This window comes from Micrococcus sp. 140720015-1 (assembly GCF_053627595.1).
The window spans coordinates 45,796-62,382 of the sequence record NZ_JBSEYC010000003.1; the positions used below are offsets into that span (position 1 = coordinate 45,796).

A 16,587-nucleotide genomic window follows, 5' to 3' on the forward strand; every position below is an offset into this window, starting at 1 on the left:
GTCAGTTGGCTCCCGAGAATTCCTTGTGCTTGTTCACGATCGCGCGGGCGATCATGTTCACCGCCAGGGTGATGATGAAGAGCATGAGACCGGCAGCGATCAGCTCGTGCAGGCGCATGTTGAACGCCTCGGGGAAGTTGAGCGCGATCTCCGACGGGATCGTCTGGTTCCTGCCGGACTCCACGAGCGACCAGGAGAAGACGCCGCCGGAGAGCACCATGGTGACCGCCATGGTCTCGCCGAGCGCGCGGCCGAGGCCGAGCATGATCGAGGAGATGATGCCGGCTCGGGCGAACGGGAACACGGTCATCTTGATCATCTCCCAGCGCGTGGCGCCGAGGCCGAGCGCGGCCTCCTCGTGGAGCTTCGGGGTCTGGGTGAAGATCTCACGGCAGAGCGCGGTGATGATCGGCAGGACCATCACGGCCAGCACGACGCCCGAGGTCAGCAGGGTGCGGCCCGTGGTGGTGGCCGAGCCGCCGAAGAACGGGATGAAGCCCAGGTTCTCGTTGAGCCAGCCGTAGATCGGCACCATCAGCGGAGCGAGCGTCAGCCAGCCCCACACGCCGTAGACCACGGAGGGGATCGCGGCCAGCAGATCGATCACGAAGCCCACCGACTGCGCGATGCGCGGGGGCGCATAGTGCGAGATGAACAGGGCGACACCGATCGCGACCGGGGTGGCGATGAGCAGAGCGATGATCGACACCATCACGGTGCCGGCCATGAGCGGCCACACGTACTGGAAGAAGGAGTCCGCAGACACGAGCTCCGCGCCCGGCTGCAGGGCAGGCCATGCCTCCGTCAGGAGGAAGACCGCCACGAAGGCGAGCACGAGCAGGATCAGGACGGCGGCCGCCAGGGCCCCGCCGGAGAGGAGCTTGTCTCCGGCGGCTCCGCGGCGGGGGCCGCGCAGGCTGGACGACTTCGGTGCCGCCTCGTTGGTGGTTGAGGACACAGTGCCTTCCCTCAGATCGACGTGCATGGTGATGGACGGGCCGCGACGAACGAGCGCCCTGACGCGGCTTCAGCCGCCGGGCCCGTGGGGCCCGGCGGCCGAAGCGACGGTGGGTCAGCCGACAGGAAGCGACATCAGCCCTTGACCGAGATGGCCTCGATGCGCTCCATGGCCTTCTTGCGGGTGTCCTCGGAGATCGGGGCGTTGCCCGCGGACTCCTCGGCGGTCTTCTGACCGTCCTCGGACACGACGTACTCGGCGAAGGCCTTGACCTGATCCACGGTCTCCTGCGAGTCGTACTGGTTGCAGTAGATGTGGTAGGAGACCAGCACGACGGGGTACACGCCGGACTCGTCGGTGGCGCGGTCGAGCTCGATCGAGCCGTCCTCCTTGGCCTCGGACTTCTCGACGGTCGCGGCCGCGGCCTCGGCGGAGTACTTCACGTACTCCTCGCCGACCTTCACGGACACGGTGCCCAGCTCGCCCACGGCGGAGGCGTCGGCGTAGGTGATGGCGCCTTCGGTCTGGGAGGCCAGGCCCACGACACCCTTGGTGCCCTGGGCGGACTCGGCGGTGATGTCGGACGGCCAGGTCTCGACCTCGTCGTAGGACCAGGCATCGCCGGCGGCCTCGGTGAGGTAGGCGGTGAAGTTCTCGGTGGTGCCCGAGTCGTCGGAACGGTGCACGACGGTGATCGGGGTGTCGGGCAGCTCGACGCCCTCGTTCTGCGCGGCGATGGCCTCGTCGTTCCAGTTCTTGATCTCACCGGAGAACACCTTGGCGATGGTCTCGGCGTCCAGCTTGACCTCATCGACGCCCGGCAGGTTGTAGGCCACGGCGATCGGGGAGATGTAGGCCGGCACGTGGAACGCGCCCTCGTCGCCGCAGTTCTCCTTGGCCGACTCAGCCTCCTCCTCCTTGAGGGCGGCGTCGGAGCCGGCGAAGGAGGTGGCACCGGCGAGGAACTTCTCACGACCGGCACCGGAGCCGTCCGGGGAGTACTGCACGGTCAGGTTCGGAGCGGTCTCGGTGACACCCTGGGTCCAGGCAGTCATGGCCGCCTCCTGCGAGGAGGCGCCGGCGCCGACCAGGTTGCCCTGGACCTCGGAGGTGGTGCCCTGCTCGCCGCCGGCGGAGCCGGAGGCATCGGAGCCACCGTTGCCGCTGTCCGCGGAGGAGCAGGCGGTCAGGGCGATGGCGGCCACGGACAGGAGGGCGGCGGAGCGGCCGAAGCGGAGAGCCTTCACGAAGAGCCTCTTTCAATCGGATGACGACGGTGAGGGCAGAGCGTCCGGCTGGCCCGGTTCTGCACCGCACTCGACCGTACGGTCCAGAGGTGAATCGAGTGCTCGGCCGGGGTGAACAGATGGTGAACTGGAGCGGCATTCGCAGGAATGTGCTGTGCCGTGGGTCACAATACCCGGTTGAGCCCCGCACGGTGGGGGCTCCGCGGCGTCGGACTAGGCTGGCCGCATGACGGACCGCTTCGCCACCGCCACGGGCACGGTGCCGATGGTCGACCCCCAGACCCGCGGGGAGCGCCTCGGCCGCTTCCTGCGTCGGCGCGCCCGTGCGGGCTGGTCCCGCGTCCGCTCCTCCGTGGGCCAGGCCGCCCTCGTCGCGGTCTGCGCGGTGGGCGCCTACTGGTTCGCGGAGGCCGTCCTGGGCCACCAGCAGCCCCTGTTCGCCTCCACCGCCCTGTTGATCGCCCTCGGCTTTCAACGGGAGCCGAAGCTGCGCAAGGTGGCCGAGGTCGCCGTCGGCTGCACCGTCGGCATCCTGATCGGGGACCTGCTCATGGTCGCGCTCGGCCGCGGCCTGTGGCAGGCCTCGGTGGTCGTGTTCGTGTCCGTGATGGTGGCCCGGTTCCTGGACTCCGGCGCCACGTTCACGATGCAGATGTCCCTGCAGTCTGTCCTCGTGGTCCTCCTGCCCATCGGCACGGGAGGGCCGTTCGTCCGCAGCCAGGACGCGATCGTGGGCGGCGTCCTGGCCCTGCTCGTCACGTTCCTCTCGCCCCAGGACGTGCGCCGTCCCGCGGTGCGTCAGCTGGGTGGGCTCTACGACTCGATCGCCACGGTGCTGCGCGACCTCTCCCGGGCCCTGCGGGAGGACGACTCCCGCACCGCCTGGATGGCGCTCGTGGCCAGCCGCGGCACGCACACCACGCTGGAGGCGCTGCGCAAGGAGCTGCGCGTCACGCATGAGCAGACCGTGTTCAACCCGCTGCACCGCTCCTCTCGCTCCTTCGTGGACGACGCGGTGAACGCGGCGGACCGCTCAGACCTGGCGGTGCGCTCCCTGCGGATCGTGGCCCGGCGGGTGGTCACGGTCCTGGAGGAGGGCGTGTTCGACGACGACGACCGCGAGCGCCTGGCCGCCTGGTTCGACGACGCCGCGGACGCCGTCGAGATCCTGCACCGCTCCCTCGTGGAGCCGCAGGCCGAGGGCCGCCATCGCTCGCTGTCCGTGGCCCGGGACGCCCTGGGGGCGTCCGCCTCCACGTTGGACCCGCACCAGCTGGGCGGCGGGTCCGTGCACGGCGAGGCGCTCGTGATGCTGCTGCGGCCCATGATGGTGGACCTCATCGAGGCCACGGGCGCCGAGCACGACGAGGCGCGGGCCTACCTGCCCCGCGTCTGAGCCCGACGGCGGCGCGCGGCCCCGGCGGTCGACGTCGGGGCCGCCTGCGGGCCGGTTAACGCGTCCGCCCCGGATCCTAGAGTGGGCGCATGGCCACCAAGACCGCCCCGAAGCGCGCCCCCGGATACCGCTGCACCGAGTGCGGCTGGACCACCGTGAAGTGGGTCGGCCGCTGCGGGGAGTGCCAGTCGTGGGGCACGGTCGAGGAGGTCGGCCTGACGTCCACCACCGGCCGCACGCGCGCGGCCACGGTCGCGGAGGTCGCGCCGCGCATCGCGGACGTGGACGCCACGCTGGCTTCGTTCCGCTCCACGGGGGTGCGCGAGCTGGACCGCGTGCTCGGCGGCGGCCTCGTGCCGGGCGCGGTGATCCTGCTGGCCGGCGAGCCGGGCATCGGCAAGTCCACGCTGCTGCTGGACGTGGCCGCCCAGACGGCCCGCGGCGCGGGCGGCGGCGGTCCGCGCTCGGTGCTGTACCTGACGGGCGAGGAGTCCGCGGCCCAGGTGCGCTCTCGGGCAGACCGGATCGGGGCGATCGCGGACACCCTGCGTCTGACGGCGGAGACGGACCTGGGCCGGGCCCTGGGGCAGATCGAGCGGACGGACCCGGAGCTGGTGATCGTGGACTCCGTGCAGACCCTGCAGTCCACCGAGGTGGACGGGATCGCCGGGGGCGTCAGCCAGGTGCGCGAGGTGGCGGCCAGCCTCATCCGCACGGCCAAGGAGAAGGGGATCACCACGGTCCTGGTGGGCCACGTGACGAAGGACGGGACCATCGCGGGTCCGCGGCTGCTCGAGCACCTCGTGGACGTGGTCTGCCAGTTCGAGGGGGACCGCCACTCACGGCTGCGCCTGGTGCGTGCGGTGAAGAACCGCTTCGGGCCCACGGACGAGGTCGGCTGCTTCGACCTGCGGGAGGACGGCATCGAGTCCCTGGACGACCCCTCCGGCCTGTTCCTCTCGGGCGTCTCGGAGCCGGTCGAGGGCACGTGCGTGACGGTGACGCTCGAGGGCCGGCGCCCGCTCGTGGCCGAGGTGCAGTCCCTGCTCACCCCGTCCGCCGGCGGCAGCCCGCGCCGCACCGTCTCCGGCGTGGACGCGGCGCGCGTGAACATGCTCCTGGCCGTGCTCCAGCGCCGGGCCCGTTTCGCCCTCGCCCAGGACGACTGCTACGTGGCCACCGTGGGCGGCGTGCGACTCTCGGAGCCCGCCTCGGACCTGGCCGTGGCCGTCGCCGTGGCCTCGGCGAAGCTCTCGGCCCCCGTCCCGCAGGGGATGATCGCGGTCGGCGAGCTCGGGCTGGCCGGGGAGGTGCGCCCCGTGCCCGGCATCGGGCGGCGCGTGCGTGAGGCCGCGCGGCTGGGCTTCACCCGAGCCCTGGTCCCCCGCTCCCCCGAGCCGCTCGGGGACGTCCCCGCGGGCTTCACGGTCGCGGAGGTCGGCTCGATCGGCGAGGCCCTCGCCACGATCCCCACGTGGACCGGCGGCGGCCCGGGCGCGCGTCCGGAGGCCGGCCCCGGCCGCTGACGACGCGCCCGGCTCAGCGGGACGGCGACGGGTCGGTGGTCGTGGCGGGCGCCGCGGACGGCGAGGCCGACGCCGGGTCGGAGGCGGACCCCGACGGGGAGGCGCTGCCGCTCGAGGAGGGGGTGGCCGAGGAGCCGCCGTCCTGGGCCCCCGGGGCGAGCTCCTCGAGGATCTTCAGCGCGACGGGGCGGGAGGTGACGTCGCCGAGGCTGACCGTCAGCAGATGGGGCCCGGGCTCCGCGAGAGCGCCGGGGCGGCCGCAGTCCTGGCTCGAGGCGCGGCCGGACCAGCGGTACACGGCGGTGAGCTCCTCGTGCGGGTACAGCACCCGCTGGGCCTCCGCGGGGTCCGCCTGGCAGATGCGGGTGGAGAAGACGTCGTCGCCCTCGGCCGTGCGGATCGTGAACTCCTGCCGGGCCGTGCCCACATCCGTGCGGCACGGGGTCGAGGAGAGGTTCGTGATGCCCAGGCGCAGCTCGGCCTCCTCGCCCCGCTGGTACTCGGACCGGTCCGCGGAGGCGGCGATCCGCAGGTCCGAGGGCTGGCACTCGGCCGCGTCCTCGAGGGCCACGGTGGGCGAGGCGGAGCCGGACTCGGCGTCCGTCGCCGGGGCGGGCGACGGGGAGTGCACCGGCGTCGGGGCGGCGGAGGGGTCGGCGTCCTCGGAGGAGAAGGCGCCGATCCCGGCGCGGACGAGCGCCACGACGGCCCACCCCACCAGGACCAGGAGCACGAGGGCGAGCAGGGCGGCCACGAGCCGCCGGCGGCGGTAGACGGCGGGGGACGGCTTCGACCCGGGGGAAGTCGGACGAGACGGCATGCGATCCAGGGTAGGCGGCGGCGCACCCTACAGTGGACGCCATGCCCGCGCCCGCCCCCCTCGTCCCGCCCACGGTGGACGTGCCGCGCCTGCACGACGCGGTGCTGGGCTGGTTCGCCGTCCACGCCCGGGACCTGCCCTGGCGCAGCCCGGACTGCTCCCCGTGGGGCGTGCTCGTCTCGGAGATCATGCTCCAGCAGACGCCGGTCGTGAGGGTGCTGCCCCGCTGGCGGGAGTGGCTGGAGCGCTGGCCCACCCCCGCGGACCTGGCCGCCGCCCCCACCGCAGACGTGCTCACGGCCTGGGACCGGCTCGGCTACCCGCGCCGGGCCCTGCGCCTCCAGGAGACCGCCCGGGCCGTCGTCGAGCGCCACGACGGCCGGGTGCCGGCCGACCCCGCCGCCCTGCGCGCCCTGCCCGGCATCGGCGAGTACACGGCCGCGGCGGTCGCGAGCTTCGCGTTCGGCATCCCCGAGACCGTCGTGGACACCAACGTGCGCCGGGTGATCGCGCGCGCGGTCGCGGGTGAGGCCCTGCCCGGCAGGTCGCTGACCCGCGCCGAGATGCGCCGCGCCCAGGCCCTCATGCCCGAGGACCCCGCCCGCGCCAACGCGTGGAACGCGGCCGTCATGGAACTCGGGGCCCTCGTCTGCACCGCCCGCTCCCCCGCCTGCGACCGCTGCCCCCTGGCGGAGACGTGCGCGTGGGTCGCGGCGGGCTCCCCGCCGCCGACGGAGGCGCCGCGCGGCCAGGCCTGGGCCGGCACGGACCGCCAGGTGCGCGGGGCCGTGATGGCCGCCGTCCGCGAGCACGGGCGCGTGGCCGAGGCGGAGGTGCCCGCCGTCGTCGTGGCCGGGGGGCGGCTCGGGTCGCACCGCCCCGAGGACGCGCAGTGGGCGCGGTGCGTGGCCGGGCTCGTGTCGGACGGGCTGCTGGCCCGGGACGACGACGGCGGCCTCACCTTCCCGGCCTGACCTCGCCGGGGCACGGGACGGCCCGCGGTGCGGCGGCTCAGAGGCGGCGGATCATCCGCGTGTTGCCGAGCGTGTTCGGCTTGACCCGGGCGAGATCCAGGAACTCGGCGACGCCCTCGTCCGTGGAGCGCAGCAGTTCCGCGTAGACCTCCGGGTCCACGGCGGACTGGTCCGCCATCACCTCGAAACCGTGCCGGCGGAAGAACTCGACCTCGAAGGTCAGGCAGAAGACCCGCTCGACGCCCACGGCCCGCGCACGGTCCAGCAGCTCCTCGATGACCAGGTGCCCGACGCCGGTCCCCCGGTGGGCCTCCGAGACGGCGAGGGTGCGGACCTCGGCGATGTCCTCCCACATCACGTGGAGGGCGCCGAAGCCGGCCAGGGTCCCGTCCGACTCCTCGGCGACCACGAACTCCTGGATCGCCTCGTAGTAGGCCACGGCCTCCTTCTGGAGCAGCACGCGCTCCCGCGCCAGCGGCTCCACGAGCGCCTGGATGGCCGGGACGTCCTGGGTCCGCGCCGAGCGGAGGGTGAGGGGGCGGTCGGCAGGCATGGGGTCCAGTCTAGGCACGGACATCCCGACCCCGGACAGACGGGAGCCCCCGTCCCGGCGGACCGGGCGGGGGCTCCCGCGGCGTCGACGGCAGGCTCAGGCCTGCTGCTCGCCCTCGTCCCCGGACAGGAACTTCTCCTGCGCGCCGTCGACACCCTTGTTCACGGTGTCGCCGTGCTCGCCGAGCTTGTCGCCGTGCTTCTCCTGAGCGTTGTCCACGGCCTCGTCGATCTTGTCCGAGTGCTGGTTTGCGAGGTTGTTCAGGTCACCGATACCCATGGGCGGCCTCCTTCTTCTCGGGGCTGCCCCGCAGCCGTCCCGGCGAGCGCCGGGTCGAAGCGGAGACAGGACCACCGTCGAGCGGTCACAGACCACAGTGGCACCGATCCCGCCGCGAGGGAACCCCTCTCGTGCCTCCGGGGAGGCGGGCCGGTTCAGCGGTCCTTCGAGAGGCCGTCCTTGATGCCGGCGGCGGTGTCGCGGACCTCGGCCCCGGCGTCCCCGCGGGGGCACGACGACGGCCCGCCGCCTCCTCCCCGAGGGGAGGGGCGACGGGCCGTGGGCACTGGACGCGCGGTCCGGCGTCGTGGGTCAGGCCCCGCGGGTCACGCGGAGCGGTCGGCGTCCACCGGATCGCCGGCGCCGGGCTCGAGCTCGGCCAGGTCCGCACCCTCCAGGGCCTCCCGGCCGCCGGAGAATGTGAACGTCAGCTCGGCGCCCTCCCCCTCGCCCGTGGCGTCCACGGTGATGAGGGAGCCGGCCGGGATCTCGCCGAAGAGGATCTTCTCCGAGAGCTGGTCCTCCACCATCTGCTGGATGGTGCGACGCAGCGGGCGGGCGCCCATGGCCGGATCGTAGCCGCGGTCCGCGAGCAGTTCCTTGGCGGACTGGGTGAGCTCGATGGACAGGTCCTGCTCCGCCAGGCGCTTGCCGAGGCGGGAGATGAACAGGTCCACGATCTCCACGATCTCGTGCTTCTGCAGCTGCGGGAACACGATCACGTCGTCCACACGGTTGAGGAACTCGGGGCGGAAGTGCTGGCGCAGCTCCTCCTTGACCTTGCCCTTCATCCGCTCGTACCCGGTGGTGGTGTCCGTGGCCGACTGGAAGCCGGTCATGACGCCCTTGGAGATGTCCCGGGTGCCGAGGTTCGTGGTCATGATGATCACGGTGTTCTTGAAGTCCACCACGCGGCCCTGCGAGTCGGTCAGGCGACCGTCCTCGAGGATCTGCAGCAGGGAGTTGAAGAGGTCCTGATGGGCCTTCTCCACCTCGTCGAACAGCACCACGGAGAACGGACGGCGGCGGACCTTCTCGGTGAGCTGGCCGCCCTCCTCGTAGCCCACGTAGCCGGGAGGGGCGCCGAACAGCCGCGAGACGGTGTGCTTCTCCTGGAACTCGGACATGTCCAGCGTGATGAGCGCGTCCTCGTCCCCGAAGAGGAACTCCGCGAGGGACTTGGCCAGCTCCGTCTTGCCGACGCCGGTGGGGCCGGCGAAGATGAACGACCCCGAGGGGCGGTTCGGGTCCTTCAGGCCCGCGCGGGTGCGGCGGATGGCGCGGGACAGGGACTTGATGGCCTCGTCCTGGCCGATCACGCGGCGGTGGAGCTCGTCCTCCATGTTGCGCAGGCGGTCCGTCTCCTCCTCGGTGAGCTTGAACACCGGGATGCCGGTGGACTTGGAGAGCACCTCGGCGATGAGGTCCTCGTCCACCGTGGCGACATCGGCGTCGGCGCCGGTGCGCCACGCCTGCTCCTTCTCGCGGCGCTCGTCCTCGAGCTGCTGCTCCTGGTCCCGCAGGCGGGCGGCGCCCTCGAAGTCCTGGCCGTCGATGGCGGCCTCCTTCTGGGTGCGCACCTCCGCGATCCGGGACTCGTAGGCCTTGATCTCCGGCGGCACGGTCATGCGACGGATGCGCAGACGCGCGCCGGCCTCGTCGATCAGGTCGATGGCCTTGTCCGGCAGGTGCCGGTCGGAGACGTAGCGGTCCGCCAGGCCGGCGGCGGCCTTGAGCGCGCCGTCCGTGATGGAGACCTTGTGGTGCGCCTCGTAGCGGTCCCGCAGGCCGCGCAGGATCTCCGTGGCGTCCTCGACGGACGGCTCGGCGACCTGGATCGGCTGGAAGCGGCGCTCGAGCGCGGCGTCCTTCTCGATGTGCTTGCGGTACTCGTCCAGCGTGGTGGCGCCGATGGTCTGCAGCTCACCGCGGGCCAGCATCGGCTTGAGGATGCTGGCGGCGTCGATCGCGCCCTCGGCCGCACCCGCCCCGACGAGGGTGTGGATCTCGTCGATGAACAGGATGATGTCCCCGCGCGTGCGGATCTCCTTGAGCACCTTCTTCAGGCGCTCCTCGAAGTCGCCGCGGTAGCGGGAGCCGGCCACGAGGGAGCCGAGGTCCAGCGAGTAGAGCTGCTTGTCCCTGAGCGTCTCCGGGACGTCGCCGCGGTCGATCGCCTGGGCCAGGCCCTCGACGACGGCGGTCTTGCCGACGCCGGGCTCGCCGATGAGCACGGGGTTGTTCTTGGTGCGGCGGGAGAGCACCTGCATGACGCGCTCCATCTCGCCCGCGCGCCCGATGACCGGATCCAGCTTGCCGTCGTGCGCGGCCGCGGTGAGGTTGCGTCCGAACTGGTCCAGCACCACGGAGCCGGCGTTCTGGCCGGCCTCGCCGCCCTGGCCCACCCCGGCGCCGGCGGTCTCCTTGCCGCCCTGGGCGCCGCCCTGGTAGCCGGAGAGCAGCTGGATGACCGTCTGACGGACGCGGTTCAGGTCCGCGCCGAGCTGCACGAGCACCTGGGCGGCCACGCCCTCGCCCTCGCGGATCAGGCCGAGCAGGATGTGCTCGGTGCCGATGTAGTTGTGGCCGAGCTGCAGCGCCTCGCGCAGGGACAGCTCGAGCACCTTCTTGGCGCGCGGCGTGAAGGGGATGTGGCCGGGCGGGTTCTGCTGGCCCTGGCCGATGTCCTCCTGGACCTTCTCTCGCACGGCGCCCAGGGAGATGTCCATGGACTCCAGTGCCTTGGCTGCGACGCCCTCACCCTCGTGGATCAGACCGAGCAGGATGTGCTCGGTGCCGATGTAGCTGTGGTTGAGCATGCGCGCCTCTTCCTGGGCGAGCACGACCACCCGCCGGGCGCGGTCGGTGAATCTCTCGAACATGGGCACACTCCTTGCGTACGGTCGTGGTCGAGACTACGCACCCGGACCGCGTGCCGCGCGGCTGTTCGCCAGCGGGAGAAGCGGCCCGGCCGTCGTCGGGAGGGGCCGGAACGGGGCCCGGGGACGCCGATTCCTCGACGCACCCGGGCGGGGCGCTCACTTGCGCTTCGCGTTGCGGTAGGCCTCCACCACGTCGCGGTGCAGGCGACCGCGGCTCGAGACCTCGAAGCCGTTCTCGGCCGCCCACTTGCGGATCTGGGCGGCCTCGACCTTGGGCGACGGCGGCGCCACGGCGCGGCCCTTCTTCATGTAGGGCTTCAGGAACTCACGGAGTTCCGCGGCGTGCTCCTTCGACAGGTCGATCTCGTAATTGCGACCGTCCAATGCGAAGTTCACGGTCTCATCTGCAGGCGAGCCGTCAAGATCATCCACGAGGACCACTTCTACCTTCTGTGCCAACGGTGATTCCCACTTTCTTCTCTCGTGCGCGTGTCCCTGGGTTCCGGTCTTCGCTCTCGGGCTTCTTCCCCGCGTGCTCACGATTCCGGCCGTGCACTTGTGGTGATTCAAGAATACCGCAACAAAGCCGGGCAGAAGGATTCTTCAACGCCGAGGAAGGAATCTCAGCGGGCGCGGTCCTCCGGCTCGGCCTCCGTCCCGCCCTCGGCTCGGCGTCGGGCCGCCCACTCACGGGCCTCGGCCTCCTCGCGGGCCGCGCGCGCGTCCGCGCCCGAGAGCCGACGGGCCTGACTCTCGCGCTCACCCGTGTCCGAACGCAGCAGGGAGCGCATCACCAGCCAGAAGATGAGCCCGAGGCCGATCGAGGGGGCGAGGACGGAGAAGTAGTCCCAGAAGTGGGCCATGTCAGGCCTCCGGCTTGAGCAGCGGGAAGAGGATGGTCTCGCGGATGCCGGCGTCCGTGAACAGCATCACCAGGCGGTCGATGCCCAGGCCGATGCCGCCCATGGGCGGTGCGCCGTACTCGAGGGCGCGCAGGAAGTCCTCGTCCAGCTGCATGGCCTCGTCGTCGCCGGCGGCCGCCATCGCCGACTGGGCGGTCAGGCGCTCGCGCTGGATGACGGGGTCGATCAGCTCGGAGAACGCGGTGCCGCGCTCCATGCCGCCGATGATCAGGTCCCACGCCTCGATGACCCGGTCGTCCGAGCGGTGCGGGCGCGCGAGCGGCTGAGCGGCCGGCGGGTAGTCGTACACGAACGTGGGGTTCATCAGGGTGGGCTCCACGATCTCGCCGAACAGCTCGATCACGAGCTTCTCCGCGTCCCACGCGGGGTCCACCTTGACCTCGTGCTCCGCGGCGATCGCCCGCAGCGTCTCGGCGTCCGTGTCCGGGGTGATCTCGCGGCCCACGGCCTCGGACAGCCCCGGGTACACGGCGACCCAGGCCCACTCGCCGTCGAGGTCGATGACACCCTTCGCGGTCTCGAGCCGACGCCCGGCGCCCACCGCGTCCGCGGCGTTGAGGATGATCTCCTGCATGCGCTCGGCCATGACGTGCATGTCCGCCCACGCCTCATAGGACTCGAGGGTGGTGAACTCGGGCGAGTGGGTCGAGTCCACGCCCTCGTTGCGGAACACGCGGCCGATCTCGAACACGCGGTCGATGCCGCCGACGACGGCGCGCTTGAGGTACAGCTCGGTGGCGATGCGCAGGGTCATCGGCTGGTCGAACGCGTTGAGGTGCGTCTCGAAGGGACGTGCGAGGGCGCCGCCGTGGACGAGCTGGAGCATCGGGGTCTCCACCTCCACGTAGCCGTGGCCCTCGAGGGTGCGCCGCACCGCCGAGGTGACCTTGGCGCGGGTGTAGACCATGCGGCGGGCCTCCTCGCGCACGATCAGGTCCGCGTAGCGCTGGCGGACGCGGGTCTCCTCGTTCAGGTCCGCGTGCAGCACGGGCAGGGGGCGCAGCGCCTTGGAGGCCATCTCCCACGCCGAGGCCATGATGGACAGCTCGCCCCGGCGCGAGACGATCACCTCGCCGGTGACGGAGAGGAAGTCGCCCAGGTCCACGACCTTCTTCCACTCGGCCAGGGACTCCTCACCGACGGCGGCCAGGGACACCATGACCTGGAGGCGGACGGCCTCCCCGTCCGCGCCGGACTCCTGCAGGGTGGCGAAGCAGAGCTTGCCGGTGTTGCGGAGGAAGACGACGCGCCCGGTCACCGACACGGTCTCGCCCGAGGCCCAGTCGGGCTCGTGGCCCTCGAACCGCTCACGCACCTCGGCCAGCGCGTGGGTGCGCGGCACCTGCACGGGGTAGGCCTCGCGGCCCGAGGCGAGCAGCTGCTCACGCTTGGCGGCGCGGACGGCCTGCTGATCGTGGTGGTCGACGGCGGCGGAGGCGGAGTTCTGGGTGGTCACGGTCCCCGAGTCTACCGACGACGCCCCGCCGGTCAGCCGCGCACCTCGGGGTTGACGAGGGCCGGGACCTCCGCGCCCGTGGCCATGGCGATCGCGTTGCGCGCGGCCAGCTCGGCCATCGCGGCGCGGGTGTCCCGGGTGGCGGAGCCCAGGTGCGGCAGGAGCATCACGTTCTCCAGCTCGGCCAGGCCCGGGGCGAGGGCGGGCTCGTCCTCGTAGACGTCCAGGCCGGCGCCGAAGAGCCGTCCCTCGCGCAGGGCGGTGACGAGGGCCGCCTCGTCCACCACGGGCCCGCGGGCGGTGTTGACGAGGACGGCGTCGTCCTTCATCTTCGCGATCACGTCCGCATCCACGAGGTGGTGGGTGTCGTCCGTGAGGGGCACGTGGAGGGACAGGACGTCCGCGACCTCGACGAGCTCCTCCCAGCGCACCTGACGGACGCGGCCGGCGAGGTCGCCGAGCTCCTCAGGCGCGACCTCCCGGTGCGCGGGCGGCCGCGGAGCGAACACGACGTCCATGCCGAAGGCGAGCGCACGCTCGGCCACCGCCTTGCCGATCCGCCCGAAACCGGCCAGGCCCAGGGTCGCTCCGCGCACGTCCCTGCCGACGAGCAGGTCCGGCGCCCAGCCATGGAAGCGCCCCTCGCGCACCATCCGCTCGCCCTCGGGGGCACGGCGGGTCACACCGAGGATCAGGAGCATCGCGAGGTCCGCGGTGGCGTCGGTGAGCACGTCCGGGGTGTTGCCGACGGCGATCCCCCGCCGCGTCGCGGCGGCCACGTCCACGTTGTTGTAGCCGACCGCGTAGTTGGCGATGCCCTTGATCCGCGCGTCGGCGAGCACGTCGGCGGTGAACTTCTGGTCCAGGGCCGCGACGACGACGTCGTAGTCCCCCGAGGCCACCAGCCGCGCGAGCGCGGCGTCCCCTCCGACGTCGGCGCCGTCCACCACCTCTCCGGCCGCGCGCAGCATCCCGAGCCCGGGCTCGGGGAGGCGGGTCATGAGCAGGAAACGGGGGGTCACGGCGGGGCCTCACTCTCGGATCGGGGGGGGGGGGAGGACGCGGCGTCGTCCGGCGTGACCAGGCTAACCGCGGACGGCGGGTGCGGCCCGGGCCGACGCCCCTTACGATTGACTCTCGTCAATCATTGACTCATGTCAATCACCGCGCCGCCCCTCCCGCCGAAGGACCCCATGACCCCGACTTCCCCCGCCCCCGAGGCCGTCGCGCCGGCCGGCGCCCCCTCGCTCGAGCGCGCCGCCGACGACGCCGCGCGCCACCGCGCCGTGCTCCAGGCCCTCACCGGCCTCCTGCTGGGCATGTTCGTCTCGATGATCGCCAACACGGTGGTCTCGACGTCGATGCCGGTGATCATCCACGACATCGGCGGCGACCAGACCGCCTACACCTGGGTCATCACCTCGGCCCTGCTCGCCACGGCCATCGCCACCCCGATCTGGGGCAAGCTGGCCGACCTCGTCAACCGCAAGGTCCTCTTCCAGGTCGCCCTGGCGATCTTCGTCGCCGCCTCCGCGGCGGCCGGCTTCACCCACGACCCGACCTTCCTGATCGTCTGCCGCACCGTGCAGGGCCTGGGCGGCGGCGGCCTCGCCGCGCTCAGCCAGGTGATCATGGCGGACATCATCAGCCCGCGTGAGCGCGGCCGCTACATGGGCCTGTTCGGCGCCGTGATGGCCGTGGCCACGGTGGGCGGCCCCCTGGCCGGCGGCGTGATCACCGACCTGTGGGGCTGGCGCTGGAACTTCTTCGTGGCGGTGCCCTTCGCCGTCGTCGCCCTGGTGATGGTGCAGCGCACCCTCCACCTCCCGCACCGCGAGCGCCAGAAGGTGTCCATCGACTACCTCGGCATCGTGTTCCTGGCTGCGGCCACCGCGCTGCTGCTGATCTGGGTCACCAGCGCCGGCCGCGACTTCGACTGGGCCAGCACCACCACCGCGTGGATGCTCGGCGGCGTCGCCGTCGCCACCGTCCTGTTCGTCGTGACCGAGCTGCGCGTCGCCGAGCCGCTCATCCCGCTCACCCTCTTCCGCGACCGCACCTTCACCCTCGCGACGATCGCCTCGATCGCCACGGGCCTGGCCATGTTCGGCTCCTCCGTCTACCTGGCCCAGTACATGCAGCTCGCCCGCGGCGCGACCCCGACCCAGGCCGGCCTCATGACCATCCCGATGATCGTCGGCCTGCTCGTGTCCTCCACGGTGATCGGCGGCGTCATCACCCGCACCGGCGTGTGGAAGCGCTGGCTCGTGATCGGCGCCGTCCTGCTGATCGCCGGCACCGGCCTGCTCGGCACCCTGCACTACGACACCTCGTTCTGGCTGGTGTCCCTCTACATGTTCCTGCTCGGCGCCGGCGTCGGCATGACCATGCAGAACCTCGTGCTCGTGGTGCAGAACACCACGGACCCGCGCCAGATGGGCGTGGCCAGCTCCGGCGTCACCTTCTTCCGCACCCTGGGCGGCAGCATCGGCGTCGCCGTGATGGGCGCCGTGGTGTCCAACGTGGTCCCGGACCGCATCGAGGAGCGCCGCGCGGACCTCGCCGCGGCCCTGCGCAGCCTGGGCCCGGACGCCGCCGAGTGGTCCGAGAGCCTGCAGTCCAGCACCCTGCCGCGCGTGGCGGAGATGCCCGACGGCCTGCGCTCGATCTTCGAGGACGTCTACGCCACCGGCATCTCCCACGCGTTCCTCGTGGGCGTGCCGCTCGCGATCGTCGCGCTGGCCGCGATCCTGTTCCTGCCGAACATCCCGCTGGGCCGCATGACCACCTCCGAGCGCCTCCACGCCACCCGCGCCGACCTGGCCACCCACTCCACGGCCGAGGCCATGCAGACGCTGCCCGCGACCGGTCCGATCCCCGTGGTGACCGCGGCGCCGGGGCGGCATCCGGCCGAGGACCCGGAGGAGTCCCGGGCGGTGGCGGACGAGCGCCCGGCGACGGCGTCGCCGGTGGCCGGCCGGCCCGTCGTCCCCGCGGCGCTGGCCGTGGCGGGGACGGCCCTGCTGGCGGCCGTCGTCACCGCGCTGGTCCGGGCCCGCCGTGGCTGACGGCGCCCCGGACCCGGGCAGAGGCGGCGACGACGCGGGCTTCGAGGCCGCCGTCCAGGGGCTCGAGCAGGCGTTCTCGCGTCTGGTCCTGCAGCACCGCCAGGTCATGGTCCGCTACGCGGCGGCCCTCAGCCCGGCCCTGTCCGTCGGGGCGATGAAGGCGTTCATGATGCTGGCCAACGAGCGGACCATGACGCCCTCGGCCGTGGCCGAGGGCCTGCTGGTGGACCGCGCCCAGGTCTCCCGCATGGTCCGCGACCTCGAGGCCGCCGGGCTGATCACCCGAGAGCCGGACCCGCGGGACCGCCGCTCCGCCCTCCTGAGCGCCAGCCCCGAGGGGCTCGCCCGCCTCGACGCGGTGCGCGGCGGCCCGGCCGGTCGCGGGCTGCGCGACGACCTGGCGCGCTGGGACCGCGAGGACATCCGGACGCTGACGCGCCTGTTGGACCGGCTGGCCGCCGAGCGTCAGACCCGGATGCAGGACCCCGCCGAGTCCGAGTGAGCC

The 16,587-nt window shown here is 72.5% G+C and carries 15 protein-coding genes; 5 read left to right on the forward strand and 10 right to left on the reverse strand.

The annotated features are described in order from the left end of the window. Position 1 precedes the first annotated feature (1 nt). Both pstC and pstS read right to left on the reverse strand, forming a co-directional pair. Positions 2–985, reverse strand: coding sequence for a phosphate ABC transporter permease subunit PstC (pstC, locus tag ACUXPL_RS05720; RefSeq protein ID WP_418888395.1), 984 nt, complete (start codon positions 983–985; stop codon positions 2–4). A 107-nt stretch (positions 986–1,092) separates the two neighbouring features. Further along, positions 1,093–2,205: a phosphate ABC transporter substrate-binding protein PstS gene (gene pstS / locus ACUXPL_RS05725; protein WP_454182479.1), complete on the reverse strand. Its 1,113-nt coding sequence runs from the start codon at positions 2,203–2,205 to the stop codon at positions 1,093–1,095. Between the two features lie 226 nt (positions 2,206–2,431). On the opposite strand from pstS, the gene ACUXPL_RS05730 reads away from it, so the two are divergent. Together ACUXPL_RS05730 and radA are read left to right on the forward strand one after the other, a co-directional pair. Further along, complete coding sequence (locus tag ACUXPL_RS05730; RefSeq protein WP_180536702.1) at positions 2,432–3,601, forward strand: FUSC family protein; 1,170 nt, start codon at positions 2,432–2,434, stop codon at positions 3,599–3,601. An 89-nt stretch (positions 3,602–3,690) separates the two neighbouring features. Further along, positions 3,691–5,127: a DNA repair protein RadA gene (gene radA / locus ACUXPL_RS05735; protein WP_454182481.1), complete on the forward strand. Its 1,437-nt coding sequence runs from the start codon at positions 3,691–3,693 to the stop codon at positions 5,125–5,127. Positions 5,128–5,140: 13 nt separating this feature from the next. On the opposite strand, the gene ACUXPL_RS05740 is transcribed toward radA, so the two are convergent. After that, positions 5,141–5,947 carry a hypothetical protein gene (locus tag ACUXPL_RS05740; protein ID WP_454182483.1) on the reverse strand — a complete coding sequence of 269 codons (807 nt, stop codon included), beginning with the start codon at positions 5,945–5,947 and terminating at the stop codon, positions 5,141–5,143. A 41-nt stretch (positions 5,948–5,988) separates the two neighbouring features. On the opposite strand from ACUXPL_RS05740, the gene ACUXPL_RS05745 reads away from it, so the two are divergent. Continuing rightward, complete coding sequence (locus ACUXPL_RS05745) at positions 5,989–6,921, forward strand: A/G-specific adenine glycosylase (protein WP_454182485.1); 933 nt, start codon at positions 5,989–5,991, stop codon at positions 6,919–6,921. A gap of 37 nt (positions 6,922–6,958) precedes the next feature. Here ACUXPL_RS05745 and ACUXPL_RS05750 read toward each other — a convergent pair whose 3' ends face one another. The 7 genes from ACUXPL_RS05750 to ACUXPL_RS05780 all read right to left on the reverse strand — a co-directional run bounded on the left by ACUXPL_RS05750 (position 6,959) and on the right by ACUXPL_RS05780 (position 14,036). Next, the gene (locus tag ACUXPL_RS05750) at positions 6,959–7,474 is read right to left on the reverse strand and encodes an amino-acid N-acetyltransferase (RefSeq protein ID WP_454182487.1); all 516 of its coding nucleotides are present in this window, start codon (positions 7,472–7,474) and stop codon (positions 6,959–6,961) included. Positions 7,475–7,570: 96 nt separating this feature from the next. Next, positions 7,571–7,753 (reverse strand): Rv0909 family putative TA system antitoxin, encoded by a 183-nt coding sequence (locus ACUXPL_RS05755; RefSeq protein WP_061867596.1) that lies wholly within the window; start codon positions 7,751–7,753, stop codon positions 7,571–7,573. A gap of 326 nt (positions 7,754–8,079) precedes the next feature. Then, positions 8,080–10,635, reverse strand: a complete 2,556-nt coding sequence (locus tag ACUXPL_RS05760; RefSeq protein WP_454182489.1) for an ATP-dependent Clp protease ATP-binding subunit — start codon at positions 10,633–10,635, stop codon at positions 8,080–8,082. Between the two features lie 156 nt (positions 10,636–10,791). Next, the gene (locus tag ACUXPL_RS05765) at positions 10,792–11,094 is read right to left on the reverse strand and encodes a histone-like nucleoid-structuring protein Lsr2 (protein ID WP_206396741.1); all 303 of its coding nucleotides are present in this window, start codon (positions 11,092–11,094) and stop codon (positions 10,792–10,794) included. 164 nt (positions 11,095–11,258) lie between these two features. Then, entirely contained in the window at positions 11,259–11,498 is a 240-nt protein-coding gene (locus ACUXPL_RS05770; protein ID WP_135040268.1) for a hypothetical protein, read from the reverse strand. A gap of 1 nt (position 11,499) precedes the next feature. Beyond that, on the reverse strand, positions 11,500–13,014 hold the full coding sequence (lysS, locus tag ACUXPL_RS05775; RefSeq protein WP_454182492.1) for a lysine--tRNA ligase: 1,515 nt from the start codon (positions 13,012–13,014) through the stop codon (positions 11,500–11,502). A gap of 32 nt (positions 13,015–13,046) precedes the next feature. After that, positions 13,047–14,036 carry a 2-hydroxyacid dehydrogenase gene (locus ACUXPL_RS05780; RefSeq protein WP_454182494.1) on the reverse strand — a complete coding sequence of 330 codons (990 nt, stop codon included), beginning with the start codon at positions 14,034–14,036 and terminating at the stop codon, positions 13,047–13,049. Positions 14,037–14,207: 171 nt separating this feature from the next. Here ACUXPL_RS05780 and ACUXPL_RS05785 point away from each other — a divergent pair, with 171 nt between their 5' ends. Together ACUXPL_RS05785 and ACUXPL_RS05790 are read left to right on the forward strand one after the other, a co-directional pair. Further along, a complete protein-coding gene (locus ACUXPL_RS05785) occupies positions 14,208–16,082 on the forward strand; it encodes a DHA2 family efflux MFS transporter permease subunit (RefSeq protein ID WP_454182496.1) in 1,875 nt (624 codons plus the stop codon). After that, a complete protein-coding gene (locus ACUXPL_RS05790; RefSeq protein ID WP_454182498.1) occupies positions 16,075–16,584 on the forward strand; it encodes a MarR family winged helix-turn-helix transcriptional regulator in 510 nt (169 codons plus the stop codon). Before ACUXPL_RS05785 ends, ACUXPL_RS05790 begins: the two co-directional genes overlap by 8 nt. Positions 16,585–16,587 lie beyond the last annotated feature (3 nt).